Source organism: Marinobacterium maritimum (assembly GCF_039523155.1).
Lineage (GTDB): Bacteria > Pseudomonadota > Gammaproteobacteria > Pseudomonadales > Balneatricaceae > Marinobacterium > Marinobacterium maritimum.
Genome location: NZ_BAAAET010000002.1, coordinates 315357 through 332484, shown reverse-complemented (window position 1 = coordinate 332484; position 17128 = coordinate 315357). Strand labels below are relative to the sequence as shown.

Below are 17128 nucleotides of genomic sequence, written 5' to 3'. Positions count from 1 at the left end.
GAGCGTCCTAATTGACGCGTTTTTTAGTTTTTTTGGTGGCACGTTTGTAGCTTTCAATAGCTATTTCACGTAACTTCTCTTTCCCAATACTAAACTCCCCAATTTCTTCCGCCGCATCACCCAGCTTATCCAGAAATTTCGCACTGCTACGCCTTGTATCCCAAATTAGCCAAGCAATAAATAGTGCTAAAAGCGGTATAAATATAGAAAATATTTGAATTATTTCGTTTCGTTCCCTTCGAGCCTTATCGTATTCGTAGATAGAAATTACTTTGTTATCCGTGTAATCGGATTGAACTCGTACTTTAGGCGACGTTTCGCCCAAGAAGACAAACGAAGCGATAAAATCTGTATCATAGTCATCAGCCACTGGCATGCTCGACACCTCATATCTCACGTGACTTCTATCTGTTTGCACCACTTCGCTTACAGAGTCTTTTGGGAATGTTTCTGGTACTTTTAGCTGCTTACCCAAAAGCTCTGGTAATGGTGAGTTCCCATCACTGTAAAACTCAAAAGTAAGGGGGATTTTCTTTATATCTTTATAAGACCTATTGAAAAGATAAACATCCATTACCGACAGGTTTTGCTGAGGCTTGCCATCTACAGATATTTCCACTCGACCATCAAGTAAATTTGGAATATTGATAAACTTTTCTTTGTAGAAAGGGGCGAATTCGAGCTCAATATTATCCGCTTTTAATAAACTAGGTATGTAAAAGGAGGCTAAGGCTCCAAGTATTGCAGATACAGCCGCTATCCATATTTCTTTTGGGATACTATTCACCAACTACTTTCTCCTTAGCTTGTGATGGCTAAAACTAACATTTTAATACTGCGCATGCGTGTTTTTGCTCAAGCAACGGGCGCAGAGAGAAAGGCTAACTTACTTTATTTATTTGATAAACGATGAATCACAGCCATTCTCCTCCGTTGAAAACGTGCATGCGCATTTGTGCGAGAGTTTCTGCGCAGTATTCTGCGACAGAATGTCCATAATCATCTGATACTGAACCATTTTGAGCGCTGATTCCAGTAGCAAATGAACACACTCTTGCATCGATTCGTGCACGGGATCTCGACATAGACAAATATGCTGCATATAAATACAGTGCTATAGGATCAGTTATGCACAGGAGGTGCTGACATGGGACAGAGCCCGTTTCTGAACCACATTCGTCAAGAACTCAGGTTACGCGGGTATAGCTTGCGCACGGAGAAGACCTATCTTCATTGGATCAAGCGCTTTATCTACTTCCACCGCCTCAACCATCCGGCACAGATGGGCGCACAAGAAGTCCGCGCTTTTCTGACATCCTTGGCCAACGACAATAATGTAGCAATCAACACGCAGAAAACCGCTTTGAATGCTCTGGCGTTTCTTTACCACAAAGTGCTCAACATCGAACTCGGCGACTTGGATTTTCAGCACGCCAAACGATACCGGCGCTTGCCTGTTGTTCTGACACCTTCCGAAGTAGCTCTGATACTGGATCAGCTTGATCCTCGCAACCGGCTGATTTTTTCCTTGTTGTACGGCAGTGGGCTTCGTATTACCGAGTGCCTGCGCCTCCGCGTTCAGGATATCGGTTTCTCTGATAACTCCATCACGGTAAGGAGCGGTAAGGGCAACAAGGATCGAAAAACAGTGCTGGGGAAATGCCTGCATGCCCCCTTGCAGGAGCAGGCACTCAGGGTCCATACACTGTAAGCGAACGTCAGCGGCAGGGTGGTATGCTGAGTTCGCCGGCTTGATGCGAGAAGTCTCGATACCACTGATATTCACCGATCCCGGGTCCGCCCAATGAACCAATCGCATAGCCGCTTGCGTATGCCTTGGGATAAATTCAGGCTCCGTCCTGTCGAACAGGGCTGATAAAGTAACCAGTTCAACCCGGATTCTTCAGAGGCGGCAGAGTGAAACAACTACGAGGCGTGATTTTCGACCTGGACGGCACTCTGGTGTCATCCTCTCTAGATTTTGCCGCCATCAAGCGGGAAATCGGCTGTCCATCTGGGGCCGATGTACTGACGTTTCTGGAGTCTTTGCCAGCCGAACAGCAGCAAGAGGCCATGGCCATCATTCACCGCCATGAACTGCAGGATGCACAACGCTGTGAATGGATCCCGGGCGCCCGTGCCTTCGTTGATACCTGCCTTGAGCACGGGATGCCGATGGCGATCGTGACGCGCAACTCCTGCCAGTCTTCAAGACTGAAAATCGAGCGCAACGCCATCCCTATTGAGCGTGTGATTACACGAGAGAATTCCAGGCCCAAACCCGATCCGTCGGCGCTGCTGGTGATCGCGCGTGATTTCGCACTGCCGACGCAGGCGATATTGATGGTGGGTGATTATCGGTATGATCTGGAGGCCGGTCGCAATGCCAACATGCAAGCCTGCCTGGTGAACTACACCCGGCTGCCTGACTATTCTCACTTGGCTGATTATGCCTTTCCGGACTTTCAATCGCTGCATGAGGCCATGTTTGGCTTTCAGTAAGTGCTTTGTCCTGTTTCATCAGGCCTTCCCTGGCCTCTAACACTCGCTGGAAAACCTAGCCGTTCAGCCCCGGCAGCCAGAGCACGATGGACGGGAACAGGATGCAGAGCACCAGCCCGGCCAGCTGCAGCAGCACAAAGGGGATGATCGACTTGTAGATAGTGCCGATGCTGACATTACCCTGAGTGATCCCCTTCAGGTAAAAGAGCGCATAACCGAAGGGCGGTGTCAGGAAGCTGGTTTGCAGGTTGATCGCCACCAGAATGGCGAACCAGACCAGCACCGCATCTCCTTGCAGCACGCCGCCGAAATCAAGGTCACTGACCACCGGCAACAGCAGCGGCAGAATGACGAAACTGATTTCGATCCACTCAAGGAAGAAACCGAGCAGGAAGATCAGCCCCATCAGCAATAGCAGCAGGCCATAGGGCCCCAAACCGGTACCGGTGATCATCTCTTCGATCATGTCGGCCCCGCCCAGACGCTTGAACACCACGCTGAAACAGGTCGCCCCCACCACCACGAACAGGATCATGGCCGAGGTTTTGGAGGTCGAACGACAAACCTCGCGCAGTGCCTTCACATTGAGCTGCTTCAGGAAGAGCGCCAGCAACATGGCACCCGCCGCCCCGATCGCCGCGGCTTCCGTCGGCGTGGCAATACCGGCCATGATCGAGCCCAGTACAGCGACAATCAGCACCACCGGCCCGAGCAGGTCACGCAGCAGTGCAACCGCCAAAGGTGCCTGATTCTCGGCCTCCTCGGCCGCTCCGCCTTCGCTCGCCAGTGGCGCCCAGTCCGGTCGCAGCCAGGCCGCGATCAGCAGGTAGAGGGTATAAAGTCCCCCCAGCATCAAGCCAGGAATCAGCGCCGCCTTGAACAGGTCGCCCACGGAGATCTGCATGATCGAGCCCATCAGTACCAGCATGATCGAGGGCGGAATCAGAATCCCCAGGGTGCCGGACGCAGCGACGACCCCATAGGCCATTTCCGGCTTGTAGCCCTGCTTGAGCATTACCGGCAACGCCAGCAGCCCCAGCATTACCACCGAGGCACCGATGATGCCGGTACTGGCCGCCATTACCACGCCCAGCAATGCCACCGATACCGCCAGGCCACCACGGACATTACCGAACAGGCGCTGCAGGGTGAGCAGCAGGTTTTTGGCGACGCCGGATCGCTCCAGCATCAGGCCCATGAACACGAACAGCGGAATGGCGATCAACAGCCAGTTCTCAATCACCCCACCGAAAATACGCGATGCCACCGTGCCCAGAAACGGCAGCGGGATATCGCCGATAAACGCAAATACGATGCCCAGTCCACCGAGCAGAAACGCCACCGGATAGCCACTGAAAATGCCTACCAATAGCGCAACGACCATCGCAATGGCCAGTCCATATTCATCCAGCATCCGAGCTCTCCTCTACATCACGTGCCGGATCCAGAATGCGCGACAGGCGATCAAATACCTGCCCCAGCGCACCCAACGCCAGCAGCAGCAACCCCGCCGGCAATGCTCCCTTGATCAGAAAACGGTCGGTCAAACCGCCATAGTTGGACTGTTCGCCCGAGACATAGGACATCTGCACCATGTGCTTCGACAGCCAGGCGATCAGTACGCAGAACGGAATCAGCAGCAGCAGGTGGCCAATGATTTCGACCCAGTGCCGGGTCGCCGGCGACATGCGATGATGCAACATATCGACCCGTACATGCGTGTTGGCATGCATGGCATAGCTGGCCCCGATCAGGGTCAACAGGCCGAACAGGTGCCACTGTAGCTCGGTCACCGTATTGATGGTAATCGCCTTGCCCAGCAGCAGGACCTTGTCGTCCCAGCGCATCAGTTCGTTAATGCCCAGCGCATTCATCAGCACCGTGGCCAGTACCGCCAGCATTACGCCCAGCACCAGCCAACTGCTGACCTTGCCCAGCCAGCGGCCCAGCCCGATCAACGGGCAGGCCAGGCAGGCGCACCAGCGAGCGCCGTTCTGGCGCCAGCCGGGCAGATTTGGATTAGTTGGATATCTGTTGGAGTTCATACCATTCATCTACCAGAGCAGAGTGCTTCAACAGCGACTCGTAGGCTTCCTTGAATTCCGGATTGTTTTGCATCTTCTCTTCCCGCACTTCATCCCACCCCTTGCGCAACTCGGCAATGACCGGCTCCGGGAAGCGTTTAACACTGACACTTTTCTCCTTCAGTTCCTGTAGCGCCTGTATCTGGACTGGCAGTACTTCATCAAATTCTTTTTGAATATACCTTGAGTGTTTGCCCGCTCAACTGGCTAATCTGGCCGGCGATATACTCAGCACAGGCACCAAAGCTGTTTCTCGTGGAATAGGCAGTTGCGTTTGGCGTGAGCATTGAGCGCAAAGGCCCCAGGAGCCATCAGGGGAACACACAGGGTTAACAGCTTGATCTTCTTATTGGTGGTCATCCATGCCTCGGGCAGCAGGTGAAAGGATCAAGCGATTACATTGACCCGCCGCTCAAAATCCGGCGGCTGTAATAGCTGTCCCTCACCTGTAAACGGGGAAAGATTCTTTTGCCCTGGGGCAAACGTCTTCCCCCCACCCAAGATATCAACAACACACGTATCTCAGATCAGTGCAAACAATCCTGCCTTATCAGCGCGGAGTTGCCTGCAGCTCATACCACTCATCCACCAGTTTGCTGTGCTTCATCAGCGACTCGTAGGCCTTGGCGAACAGAGGATTGTTTTTCATCTCCTCTTCACGCACTTCGTCCCAACCCTTGCGCAGTTCGGCCAGCACAGGCTCAGGGAAGCGCTTCACTTCTACGCCTTTCTCTTCCAGCTTGCGGATGGTGCGGATCTGCTCGGCCGGAGCTTCAGCCATGGCCCACTGCAGGGTGGCACGGCAGGCGGTCTCGAACTTGGCCTTGGTGGCATCGTCATACTCGTTCCAGACATCCTTGTTGATGATGAACGAGAACCAGCTGGCAGACTGGTGCCAGCCCGGGAAGTAGTAGTACTTGGTGACGTCTTCGAAGCCCATGATCTGGTCGACCTGAGGCACCGAGAACTCGGTGGCATCGATTCGGCCTCGTTCCAGCGCCAGGTATATTTCGCCGCCCGGAATCAGCTGGGTAGACGCGCCAAACTTGTTCAGCACCTTGGCTCCCAGACCGGAGATACGCATGCGCAGGCCATCAAAGTCCTTGATGTCCTTGATCTCCTTGTTGTACCAGCCACCGGTTTCCTGCGGAGAGATGAAGCACGGCAGTACCTTCACGTTGTACTGGTCATAGGCGCTCTGCAGGATTTCGGTACCCTCGCCTGCCCACATCCAGGACATGAAGGCTTCCGGCGTCGGGCCAAACGGCAGCGCACCATAGAGGTTGGTCACCGGTACGGTACCGGCCCAGTAGCCGATCCAGTCCCAGCCGGCCGGTATGGCACCGGAAGAAACCGCGTTGAACACTTCAAACGCCGGGACCAGGTCACCGGGGTTATGCACCTTAAGTTTCACCTTGCCATCAGTCACGGTTTCCAGCTCCTGTGCAAAACGCACAGCGCCTTCACCGATGAACAGGTTGGTGTTGAAAGTGTTGGCTACGTCCAGCTTGGACGGTCCTGCGGCCTGCAGGGAGGTGGACAGTGCCAGTGCAGCGGCACCCGCTCCCAGAGCGGTGGTGATACGGGAGAACTGACTCATGATTTCACATCCTTTTGTTGTTATTGCAGGTGAAAACAGAATGCAGCAGCACGGCCCACGTGGGCCGTGCTGAACTCTTCTTTATTTCATGCTGATGGTGGTATTGACGCCTTCCGACTCGTTGTCGGGCTCGAACCAGCGCGACGTAACGGTCTTGGTCTGGGTCCAGAACTGGATCGCCTGCTTGCCGTTCGGGCCGAGGTCACCCAGTTTGGAACCGCGTGAGCCGGTGAAGCTGAAGAAGGCCACCGGTACCGGGATGGGTACGTTGATGCCGACCTGCCCCACATCGATATCGGCCTCGTAGCGGCGTGCCGCCCAGCCGGAGTTGGTGAAGATGGAAGTGCCGTTGCCATTGGGGTTGGCGTTGATGAATTCGATCGCCTCATCCAGAGTATCAGCGGTCACGATGCACATTACCGGGCCGAAGATCTCTTCGTCATAGATACGCATGCCCGGCTTCACGTCAGTGAAGATGGTCGGGCCGACAAAGTTGCCGTTGGGGTAACCTTCAACGCTGATGCCACGACCATCCAGCGCCAGGGTAGCACCCTCGGCGACACCGGCATCAATCAGGCTGACCACGCGGTCACGTGCCTGCGGTGATACCAGCGGCCCAAGATCTGCATCACGCTGCGTACCCGGACCCACTTTCATGGTTTTGGAGCTTTCGATAATCTCCGGCAGCCATTCTTTCGCCTGGCCGACCAGCACCACTACGGAGTTGGCCATGCAGCGCTGGCCCGCCGCACCGAAGCAGGAACCGATGACGTTGTGGATCGCCTGACTGCGGTTGGCATCCGGCATGATCACACAGTGGTTCTTGGCGCCCATCATCGACTGCACACGTTTGCCGGCGGCACCGGCACGGTCGTAGATATGGGTGCCCACATGGGTGGAGCCGATGAAGGAAAGCGCCTTGATATCCGGGTGGTCACAGATCTGGTTGGCCACGTCCGGTCCACCGTGCACCACGTTAAGCACACCCTTGGGAATACCTGCTTCATGGGCCAGCTCGACCAGACGCATGGTGGATGTCGGGTCCTGTTCGGACGGCTTGAGCACAAAGGTGTTACCGGTCGCGATCGCCAGCGGGAACATGAAGCAGGGCAGCATCACCGGGAAGTTGAACGCGGTGATACCGGCACCGACGCCCAGCGGCTGCTGCAGGGAGTAGACATTGACGTTACCGGCCGCATTCTCGGCTATCTCGCCCAGCTGCAGCGAGGTGATGGAGCAGGCGTGTTCGATCACTTCCAGGCCACGGCCGACTTCGCCTTCGGCATCCGGCAGTGTCTTGCCATGTTCTTCGGTGATCAGCGCAGCCAGTTCGGCCGTGTGCTCGCGCACCAGTGCCTGGAAACGCAGCATGATACGCATGCGCTGGGCCAGCGACACCTTGCGCCAGGACTTGAACGCTTCCTTGGCTGTGGCAACAGCCTGATTGACTTCATCCTCGGTGGCAAAAGGTACACGTGCTACCACTTCCTGCGTAGCCGGATTGACCACATCGCGCCAGTCAGTGCTGACCGAGCGTACCGCTTCACCGTTGATGAACAGAGGAATTTCTCGAACCGACATACACCTGATCTCCTTATATTTTTTGTGTATTCAGGCAAAACAAAACCCTGTTTGAGGCTGTATTCGAGTCTAGCGGCGCATCCTGTTGACAGACAACGCTCACCCGAGCACATTGGCTGTGCAAAAACGCACAAGGAATTCGAATGTTTAACTGGCAGGATATCCAGATCTTTCTTGAAGTCGCTCGTGCTGACCGGCTGACCGATGCTGCGCGCCGATTAACCATAGACCACTCAACGGTATCGCGCCGCATCCGCCGCTTCGAGACCGAGCTCAATACACAGCTGTTCGAACGCAGCACCCATGGCTACAAACTGACCGCCGCCGGCGAGCAGCTGCTCCTGTTTGCCGAGGAGATGGCTCGGCAGGCCACCGGCGCCACCGAGAGCATCAGCAATCAGAACCTGCAGGTCAGCGGTCAGATCCGCGTCGGTGTGACTGAAGGTTTTGGCACCTATGTAATCACCCCGCTGCTGAGCGCCTTTCAGCGCCGCTACCCGGATGTCACCGTAGAGCTGCTGGCCGTACCCCGAGCCGTCAACCTGGCCCGGCACGAAGCAGACCTGGCGATCACCATCGACCGGCCCAAGAACGCTGAAATGGTGGTATCCCGGCTGTGCGATTATCGACTCAGGCTTTACGGTGAGACCGGCTATCTGGCGCGCAGAGGAAAACCCTCCAGTATCGGCGAGCTGTCCCGGTTTGAGTTGATCGGCTATGTCGATGACCAGGTATTCAGCGATCAGCTGTGCTACCTGGATCCCCTGTTACGGGAGCTGCCAACCCCTCCCCATTTTGCCCAACGCAGCACCAGCGTGATCACCCAGCTGCACGCAGTGCGCGCGGGTGCCGGGATCGCCATTCTGCCCTGCTTCATGGCCGATCAGGCACCAGACCTGCATAGCCTGCTGCAGTCGGAGATCGATATCTGTCGAGAATTCTGGATTGCGGCACGGGCGGAACAGCGTCAGCTACTGCGAGTACGCCTGCTGTGGCAATTTCTGAAGGAGGCGATCGAGCTCAATCAGCCCTGGTTGCTGGGAGAAAGTGACACAGGTCTGCAGCTGCCCCTGGCGGTCCCACGGGCTTGATTGGGTAGACGTGAAGGGTAAAAACAGAACAGCGGGCAGAACGCCCGCTGTTGCGAAATACGAACTGTCAGCGATTAGGCGACAACAGTTACGTTTTCAGCCTGAGGACCTTTCTGGCCCTGAGTAACTTCGAAAGTTACAGTCTGGTTTTCGTGCAGAGTGCGACGACCAGTACCGTTGATAGCGCGGAAGTGAACGAATACGTCCGGGCCATTTTCCTGCTGGATAAAGCCGAAGCCTTTTTCATCGTTGAACCATTTAACGGTACCGGTAACGAGCTGTGACATTTTTTGCCTCTTTCTTTTGCATGTACACCAGCGATGCGCTGGTTTTTCTTATGTATGGACGCACCCAGGTGCCATCCGATCTTGGCGAACCGGCCTCATGCCGATCCGGTTGCCAGCAGCCTCCTGGCTACCGACCCATCCTGTTCCCGACCACTTCGGGAACGGAAATCTTCCTTGGTACAGACACTCATCGCACCAGTACCGCCGAAAACCTCGAGCCTCTCCAGTCTAGATCCGCTTCATTGCGATCCCGTGACTGCACACGCAAGCAGGCCGCATGGCATTGCTGCTGGAGTCAAACGGAAAGGCGTGGAAGACATGAGAAAAGAGCGGGAAAGAAAACGAGCGGGTGACCATCTGCTGTAGGAATAATGCCGGGCAGATGGAAATACGCGTCTTGCCACAGCCTTGGCTGTAGCTGGCGAGGTCTTGCGGGCGGCCATCGAACCGCTGAAATACAGTCGTATCAAGTAAATCTAACTCCGTACCGGATATTTCCGGTCGCCCGGCTGCCTGCTTAAAGGCCGCTGTAATGCCGATTTCACGCGGTATTGACAGCACCGGATAAAATATCTTTATCGCATCATACCCCAGTCAAGACCAATTACAATGCTCCCCCATGCATTTTTTTCAGCGGCTCCAACCCCCTGATAACCTCATTAAAGAGCTGGAAAATCGACCTGCTCTGCTCTAGTCTCTAGTCCATGTACCAATGGTGCCATCTTGCGACAGCACTGCCTCAAGGAAGTCGACCATGAATATTCGCTTCATTCACAAGATCCTGCTCCTGATCCTCCTGCCCGTGTTCGCCTTGATCATTTTGCTGGGACGCTCGGTTCTGACCGAATACCAGCATGCCGCTCAGCTGCAGGTGCTTGAGGCGGAAGTCGAACTGACCACGTTCAACAGCGCGCTGGTTCATGAATTGCAAAAAGAGCGTGGCGCCACCAGCGGCTGGCTCGGCTCCGGCACCCAGGCCTTTGCTGACAAGCTGAACCGACAGCGTCAGCTCACCGACCAGGCACAGCAAAGCTGGCACAACTATCTGCAACAGAATCCGATCAGCACCCCTGCCATCAAACGCACGCTGGACCGGATACAGCAGCAGCTGAATCAGCTTGGCAGCATCCGTAACAGTGCAGACCAGCAGAATATCCCGCTGGGCAAGGCACTGGGCTACTACACCAGCCTCAATGCCGACCTGCTCAGCATCGCCGCCACCACCTCAGGCATCAGCAATGATGCCCGAATCGCACGCAGTGCCGGTGCCTTCTACGCCTTCCTGCAGGCCAAGGAACGGGCCGGCATCGAGCGCGCGGTACTGAGCAATGTGTTCGCCAGCAACCAGTTTGCGGCCGGACTATATCCCCGCTTCATCAACCTGGTCTCCGAACAGAACACCTATCTGAACATGTTCAAGGCACTGGCCGCCAACGATCAGGTCCAGGCATTGGCAGCACTGGAAAACTCCAAAGAGTTTTCCGCCGTCGCACAACTGCGCCAGACCGCCAGCGACAAGGCCACCGAAGGCAACTTTGGCGTAGAAGGCACCTTCTGGTTCGATCGCGCGACGGATCGTATCAACGCCATGAAGAGTTTCGAGGACAACCTGGCCGGCAAGTTGCTCGGCAGCGCCCGCTCGGCTCACGAAACCGCACTGCAACAGATCTGGGTGGCCACATCGATCCTGCTGGGTATTCTGCTGCTGGTGGGGCTGGTATCTTTCTGGATCATCCGTGGCTTGCATCGCCAGGTCGACAGCCTGGCTTCAACCATGCGCATGGTTCGTAACGAGCATGACCTGACCGTACGCGCCAGCGTTCTTTCACGTGATGAGCTGGGCGTGGTGGCCGAGCAACTGAACCATACTTTGGACAACTTCGCTGCCGCCATTCAGGAAGTTGCCGCTTCCAGCCAGCAACTCAATGCGGAAGCGGATAACACCAGCAAGATCGTGCTGGAAGCAGAACAAAGTCTGAAACTGCAAAGCGATGAAACCATGCAGGTAGCGGCCGCTGTCGAGGAAGTTTCCACTGCGGTACAGGATGTTGCCAACAGTACGGTCAGCGCGTCTGACGCCGCCCACCAGGCCGACAGTCTGGCCCAAAGCGGACACAAAAAAGTCCAGGCGGCCGTTAACGCCGTCTCCAACCTGGCCAGTGACAGCCGCCGCCTGGCGGAAATGACCGCCCGCCTCAACGAAAGCAGTCATCGCATTTCCGACGTCACCAGTGTTATCAACAATGTATCCGAGCAGACCAACCTGCTGGCGCTGAATGCGGCGATCGAAGCGGCCCGGGCCGGCGAGCACGGCCGCGGCTTTGCCGTGGTAGCCGATGAAGTCCGCACTCTGGCACAACGCACCCAGGCTTCGACCTCCGAGATCGACGAGATCATCCGCAAGCTGCAGCAGGAAACCCATGAAGCCAGCGAGCTGGTAGAGAGCAATCAGCGGGATATGGAAGTGGCAACCGAGCGTGCGCGGGAAGTAGAAGGGGCACTGGATGCCATCGTCGATGCGATCGGCAATATCACCAACATGTCCACCCAGATAGCGGCCGCGGCGGAGGAAGAATCCACCGCCATCAGTGATATCGGCCGCAATATTACCGGTATCGACAACAGTGCCGAGGCGATCAGCGACAGTGCTCGTGTGCTGTCAGAACATGCCCAGCAGCAGCTGCAGATGGCGCAGCAGCTTAGCCAGATGATCCAGCGGTTCAGGACCTGAATCCCCGGGGCAAGGGAATCCTCTATTGCCCACACCCTCTTTCCTTGCGTGTTTTGGCCGACTGAAGGGATTTTGTCGGCCAAAACACTCCGTTCGAACCATGCCACTGCCACTTCCGTCGTTTGCGTCTACCCTTGTGGTAATACGCCAAAAAGACGGAGGGTAAAGCACCATGGGCAGAGAAGCCTGGAACCTCGATTCCGCGACCAGCCAGCGCCAGTCCAAATCTGTGGAGGTCATTGCCGAGCTGCTGGCAACCGCCGACATCCAGGTCAACGGTTCCCGCCCCTGGGATATGCAACTGCATAGCGCCAAGGTGGCTGACCGGATTCTGGCCCAGAGTAACCTCGGTATGGGCGAAGCCTACATGGAGGGGCTCTGGGACTGCGAGCGACTGGATCAGTTCTTCGAGCGGGTGCTCAACGCCCATCTGGACAAGCAGATCAGACCGACGAAACTGATCTGGTATCACCTGCGGGCGCGACTGCTCAATCTGCAATCGGTCGCCCGCGCCTGGCAGGTCGGCGAACAGCACTATGATCTTGGCAACGACTTTTACGAAGCCATGCTCGATCCACGTATGACCTATACCTGCGGCTACTGGAATGATGCCCACTCCCTGCAGGAGGCCCAGGAGGCCAAGCTCGAACTGATCTGTCGCAAGCTGCAACTGGAACCGGGCATGCGGGTACTGGATATCGGCTGCGGCTGGGGCAGCTTCATGGGCTATGCCGCCGAACGCTATGGGGTCAAGTGTGTCGGCGCAACCATCTCCAGGGAGCAGGCTCGCTGGGCACAGCAGCGTTATGCCCACCTGGACCTGGAGTTCCGCTTACAGGACTACCGTGAACTCGACGAACGCTTTGATCGGATCGTCAGTATCGGCATGTTCGAGCATGTCGGGCGCCGTAACCACTGCGTCTTTATGGAGGTAGCCGAACGCTGCCTGGAGGATCACGGGCTCTTCCTGCTGCATACCATCGGCAAGAACCAGCGCCACTCCGTCACCGACCCCTGGATAGACCGCTACATTTTCCCCAACGGGGACCTGCCCTGCATCGGCCAGATCGGCGATGCCGCCGCAGACCTGTTCATCACCGAAGATCTGCACAATTTCGGCGCCGACTATGACCACACGCTGATGGCCTGGCACGCCAATTTCGAAGCGGCCTGGCCGCGCTTCCGCGAGCGCCTGGGCGAGCGGTTTTACCGCATGTGGCGTTACTATCTGCTGTCCTGCGCAGGGGCTTTCAGAGCCCGGGATGTGCAGCTCTGGCAGTGGGTATTTTCACGCCACGGCGTTGCCGGCGGTTACCCAAGAATCAGCTGAGCCATCCGGCTTCAGACCCGCCGCTTGCGTCCGGCCGCCGGCTTCTTGCGCCCGCTTTTTCCGGCCTTGTTGCCCGGCTTGTTACCCGCCCTTGGCGGCAGGCCGGTGTGCTGGGTCAGCAGCTTGCCCTTGCCTGCCCGGTTCGATTTGGGTGAATTCTTGCGACGCGGATTCACATGTTGGGCATCCTCGGGCTGGGTTGCCGGGATCAGCTGTTTGTCCCCATCCCCGATCAGGTCGGCACGGCCCATAGCCGTCAGAGCTTCACGCAGCAGCGGCCAGTTGTCCGGATCGTGATAGCGCAGAAACGCCTTGTGCAGACGACGCTGACGCTCCCCTTTTACGGTTTCCACTTTCTCGCCGCTCTTCTTGTAGGTCAGCTTGCGCAGCGGGTTGCGGCCGGAGTGATACATCGCCGTGGCAGTCGCCATCGGTGACGGATAGAACGCCTGCACCTGGTCCGCCTTGAAACCGTTGCGCTTGAGCCAGAGCGCCAGGTTCATCATGTCTTCGTCGGAAGTACCCGGGTGGGCCGCGATAAAGTACGGAATCAGGTACTGATCCTTGCCCGCCTCCCTGGAGAACTTCTCGAACATCTTCTTGAAGGCATCATAGGTGCCGATACCCGGCTTCATCATCTTGTCGAGTACGCCGCGCTCGGTGTGCTCGGGCGCGATTTTCAGGTAGCCGCCGACATGGTGGGTCACCAGCTCGCGCACATACTCCGGATCTTCCACCGCCAGGTCGTAGCGCAGGCCCGAGGCGATCAGGATCTTGTTCACACCCTTGAGATCGCGCGCCTTGCGGTACAGGCCGGTCAACGAACTGTGGTCGGTATTCAGGTTCTGGCAGATGCCGGGGAAGACGCAGGACGGCTTGCGACAGGCGGCCTCGATCTCGCGGCTCTTGCACGCCAGGCGGTACATGTTGGCGGTGGGGCCACCCAGGTCGGAAATGACACCAGTGAAACCGGGCACCTTGTCGCGGATCTCTTCGATCTCGTTGAGGATCGATTCGTGGGAGCGGTTCTGGATGATGCGCCCCTCGTGCTCGGTGATCGAGCAGAAGGTGCAACCGCCAAAGCAACCTCGCATGATGTTGACCGAGAAACGGATCATCTTGTACGCCGGAATCTCCGCCTTGCCATAAGCCGGATGGGGCACACGCTGGTAGGGCAAGCCGAAGACGTGGTCCATCTCCTCGGTACTCAGCGGAATCGGCGGCGGGTTGAGCCAGACCTCCTGATCACCGTGCAACTGCACCAGCGCACGGGCGTTACCGGGGTTGGTCTCCAGATGCAGTACCCGGTTGGCGTGGGCATAGAGTACCGGGTCCTTGCTGACCTTCTCGAACGACGGCAGGCGAATCACGGTCTGGCTGCGGTCCAGCTTCACCCGCGGTTCGATGTGCAGGATCTGCACCTCATCCTCGGCGTCCATCTCGGCGGTTTCGCCACCGTCACGGCCGTTCTCCAGCTGGCAGGCGTCCAGGTCCCGGGTGTTGACGTAGGGATTGATGATCTTGTCGATCTTGCCCGGACGGTCGATACGGGTAGAGTCGATCTCCATCCAGCCTTCGGGGGTGTCCTTGCGCACGAAGGCGGTACCGCGCACATCGGTGATTTCGCTGACCGGCTCGCCACGAGCGATGCGCTGCGCCACTTCAACGATGGCCCGTTCGGCGTTGCCGTACAGCAGCAGGTCGGCACGGGCATCGAGCAGAATGGAGCGGCGCACCTTGTCCTGCCAATAGTCGTAATGCGCGATACGGCGCAATGAGCCCTCAATGCCGCCAAGGACGATCGGCACATCCTTGTAGGCCTCACGGCAGCGCTGGCTGTACACCAGGCTGGCGCGGTCCGGGCGCTTGCCCGCCTGGCCACCCGGGGTATAGGCGTCATCGGAGCGGATCTTGCGATCAGCCGTATAGCGGTTGATCATCGAGTCCATGTTGCCGGCAGCGACACCGAAGAACAGGTTGGGCTTGCCCAGCGCCTTGAACGGCTCGGCGGAGTTCCAGTCCGGCTGAGCAATGATGCCAACTCTGAAGCCCTGGGCTTCCAGCAGACGACCGATGATCGCCATACCGAATGACGGGTGATCCACATAGGCATCGCCGGTGACGATAATGATGTCGCAGCTGTCCCAGCCGAGCTGGTCCATCTCCTCCCGGGACATGGGCAGGAAAGGTGCCGGACCGAAACACTCGGCCCAGTATTTGGGGTATTCAAAGATCGGCGTTACTGCGTGCATCTGTAAACCTGACATCAACGGTCGGAATTGGGGCGCGATTATAGCGCATTTTTTGAGCAGTTCCGACCTGAGCCCTTGTCGAAACTGGAAATGCCCACTCGAATACCCGCAACCAAAAACGGCCACTGTTTTTGCAGTGGCCGTACTGGATTCAAAGGGTCAAACCCTGATTCAAGCACGTGCCCTGGGTTGTGGATAACCCGCCACAATGGACAACAGTGCGATTGCGGCCAGCACCCAGCAATAGTGAATATTGCCGATGATCTCCAGCGGCGACAGCTTGGCGATGGAGCCGGCCAGCAGCACCTGGGCACCATAGGGCAGCATGCCCTGTACCACACAGGAGAAGATATCCATCAGGCTGGCGCTGCGACGCGGGTCCACGCCATAACGCTGGGCGATATCCCTGGCCAGGCCACCAGAAATGATGATCGCCACGGTGTTATTGGCGGTGCATACGTTGGTCAGCGCCACCGCCGCGCTGATGCTGAGTTCGCCGGAGCGACGGTGCTTTTTCGGGTCAGCACTCTGACGCGATAGCTTGTCGATCATGCCGGCCAGCCAGACCAGGCCGCCCTGGGATTTCATCAGCGCTCCCAGACCACCTATCAGCAGTGACAGGATCAGGATCTCCTGCATGCCGGTATAACCGGCGTAGATATCCTTGGACCACTGCGCCAGCGTATAGGCTTCCTCAAGGTAGAAGCCGACACCGCCGGCCATCAGGATGCCCACGAACAGCACCAGCATCACGTTCAATCCGGACAACGCCAGCAGCAGTACCGCCAGATAGGGCAGCACGCGAATCAGGTCATAATCACCCGGCGCTTCCACATGGGCACTGCTGCCCTGAATGAACAGCCACACCAGCGTCAGCAGGGCTGCCGGCAGAGCGATCTTGAAGTTGAGGCGGAACTTGTCACGCATCTCGCAGCCCTGGGTACGGGTCGCGGCGATGGTGGTATCAGAGATGATCGACAGGTTGTCACCGAACATGGCGCCACCGATCACGGTACCGATGGTCAGTAACAGCGACAGGTCGGTGGCTTCAGCCACACCCACGGCGATCGGTGCAATGGCCGCGATGGTGCCCATGGAGGTCCCCATCGACGTCGCCACAAACGCCGTGATGACGAACAGCCCCGGCAACACCAGTTCCGGTGGAATGATACTGAGGCCGAAGTTGACCGTGGCGTCCACGCCGCCCACGGCCTTGGCCACGCTGGCAAAGGCGCCCGCCAGCAGGTAGATCAGCGCCATGGTGATGATGGTGTTGTCACCCACACCATTGATAAAGGTTTCAATGCGCTCGTTCAGGCGCCCTTTCTGCAGCATCAGCGCTAGCACGATCGCCGGCAGAATCGCCACGGGGGCAGAGATCTGGTAGAACGCGAATTCAGTGCCCGCTGCGTGATAGTAGAGACCACTGCCGATGAACAGTGCCAGAAATAGCCCTAACGGCAGTAGAGCCAACGGAGAGTTTTTCGTCATGTTGGTATCCGAATCATGCCTGACCGATCAGGTCAAATATTAACCACCGCCCTGCCGGATAGGCAAAGCAGCTAACGGAATCAAGGAGTTGCGCGCTTAATCGAGCCACTCGACAAGCGTCCATGCAGAGAGAAGGCGTCACCATGCGCCAAGAAGGGCCCTTTTATACAGCAAATGCC

Annotated in this window: 14 protein-coding genes; 5 read left to right on the top strand and 9 right to left on the bottom strand. The window is 57.1% G+C overall.

All coding sequences use genetic code 11. The features are described 5' to 3' along the window. Positions 1-7 precede the first annotated feature (7 nt). Entirely contained in the window at positions 8-787 is a 780-nt protein-coding gene (locus ABD013_RS07950) for a hypothetical protein (protein WP_343804652.1), read from the bottom strand. A gap of 360 nt (positions 788-1147) precedes the next feature. Between ABD013_RS07950 and ABD013_RS07945 the strand changes: the two genes are divergently transcribed. Next, positions 1148-1711 carry a phage integrase N-terminal SAM-like domain-containing protein gene (locus tag ABD013_RS07945; RefSeq protein ID WP_343804650.1) on the top strand — a complete coding sequence of 188 codons (564 nt, stop codon included), beginning with the start codon at positions 1148-1150 and terminating at the stop codon, positions 1709-1711. A 206-nt stretch (positions 1712-1917) separates the two neighbouring features. Then, positions 1918-2502, top strand: coding sequence for an HAD family hydrolase (locus tag ABD013_RS07940; protein ID WP_343804648.1), 585 nt, complete (start codon positions 1918-1920; stop codon positions 2500-2502). 55 nt (positions 2503-2557) lie between these two features. Here the strand turns inward: ABD013_RS07940 and ABD013_RS07935 are convergent, their stop codons facing one another. The 4 genes from ABD013_RS07935 to ABD013_RS07920 all read right to left on the bottom strand — a co-directional run bounded on the left by ABD013_RS07935 (position 2558) and on the right by ABD013_RS07920 (position 7767). Then, positions 2558-3916, bottom strand: coding sequence for a TRAP transporter large permease (locus ABD013_RS07935; RefSeq protein ID WP_343804646.1), 1359 nt, complete (start codon positions 3914-3916; stop codon positions 2558-2560). Next, positions 3906-4547 carry a TRAP transporter small permease subunit gene (locus ABD013_RS07930; protein WP_343804644.1) on the bottom strand — a complete coding sequence of 214 codons (642 nt, stop codon included), beginning with the start codon at positions 4545-4547 and terminating at the stop codon, positions 3906-3908. Before ABD013_RS07930 ends, ABD013_RS07935 begins: the two co-directional genes overlap by 11 nt. 589 nt (positions 4548-5136) lie before the next feature. Then, on the bottom strand, positions 5137-6186 hold the full coding sequence (locus tag ABD013_RS07925) for a TRAP transporter substrate-binding protein (RefSeq protein ID WP_343804642.1): 1050 nt from the start codon (positions 6184-6186) through the stop codon (positions 5137-5139). A gap of 81 nt (positions 6187-6267) precedes the next feature. Further along, on the bottom strand, positions 6268-7767 hold the full coding sequence (locus tag ABD013_RS07920; RefSeq protein ID WP_343804640.1) for a CoA-acylating methylmalonate-semialdehyde dehydrogenase: 1500 nt from the start codon (positions 7765-7767) through the stop codon (positions 6268-6270). A gap of 143 nt (positions 7768-7910) precedes the next feature. Here ABD013_RS07920 and ABD013_RS07915 point away from each other — a divergent pair, with 143 nt between their 5' ends. After that, complete coding sequence (locus ABD013_RS07915) at positions 7911-8858, top strand: LysR family transcriptional regulator (RefSeq protein ID WP_343804638.1); 948 nt, start codon at positions 7911-7913, stop codon at positions 8856-8858. A 74-nt stretch (positions 8859-8932) separates the two neighbouring features. Here ABD013_RS07915 and ABD013_RS07910 read toward each other — a convergent pair whose 3' ends face one another. Both ABD013_RS07910 and ABD013_RS07905 read right to left on the bottom strand, forming a co-directional pair. After that, the gene (locus tag ABD013_RS07910; protein WP_181740479.1) at positions 8933-9145 is read right to left on the bottom strand and encodes a cold-shock protein; all 213 of its coding nucleotides are present in this window, start codon (positions 9143-9145) and stop codon (positions 8933-8935) included. 228 nt (positions 9146-9373) lie between these two features. Further along, the gene (locus ABD013_RS07905) at positions 9374-9706 is read right to left on the bottom strand and encodes a hypothetical protein (protein WP_343804636.1); all 333 of its coding nucleotides are present in this window, start codon (positions 9704-9706) and stop codon (positions 9374-9376) included. Positions 9707-9899: 193 nt separating this feature from the next. Here ABD013_RS07905 and ABD013_RS07900 point away from each other — a divergent pair, with 193 nt between their 5' ends. Then, positions 9900-11876: a methyl-accepting chemotaxis protein gene (locus ABD013_RS07900; RefSeq protein WP_343804634.1), complete on the top strand. Its 1977-nt coding sequence runs from the start codon at positions 9900-9902 to the stop codon at positions 11874-11876. Positions 11877-12048: 172 nt separating this feature from the next. Then, positions 12049-13206 carry a cyclopropane fatty acyl phospholipid synthase gene (cfa, locus tag ABD013_RS07895; RefSeq protein ID WP_343804632.1) on the top strand — a complete coding sequence of 386 codons (1158 nt, stop codon included), beginning with the start codon at positions 12049-12051 and terminating at the stop codon, positions 13204-13206. An 11-nt stretch (positions 13207-13217) separates the two neighbouring features. Here the strand turns inward: cfa and ABD013_RS07890 are convergent, their stop codons facing one another. Next, positions 13218-15458 carry a YgiQ family radical SAM protein gene (locus ABD013_RS07890; RefSeq protein ID WP_343804630.1) on the bottom strand — a complete coding sequence of 747 codons (2241 nt, stop codon included), beginning with the start codon at positions 15456-15458 and terminating at the stop codon, positions 13218-13220. 171 nt (positions 15459-15629) lie between these two features. Continuing rightward, complete coding sequence (locus ABD013_RS07885; protein ID WP_343804628.1) at positions 15630-16949, bottom strand: Na+/H+ antiporter NhaC family protein; 1320 nt, start codon at positions 16947-16949, stop codon at positions 15630-15632. Between the last annotated feature and the right edge of the window lie 179 nt (positions 16950-17128).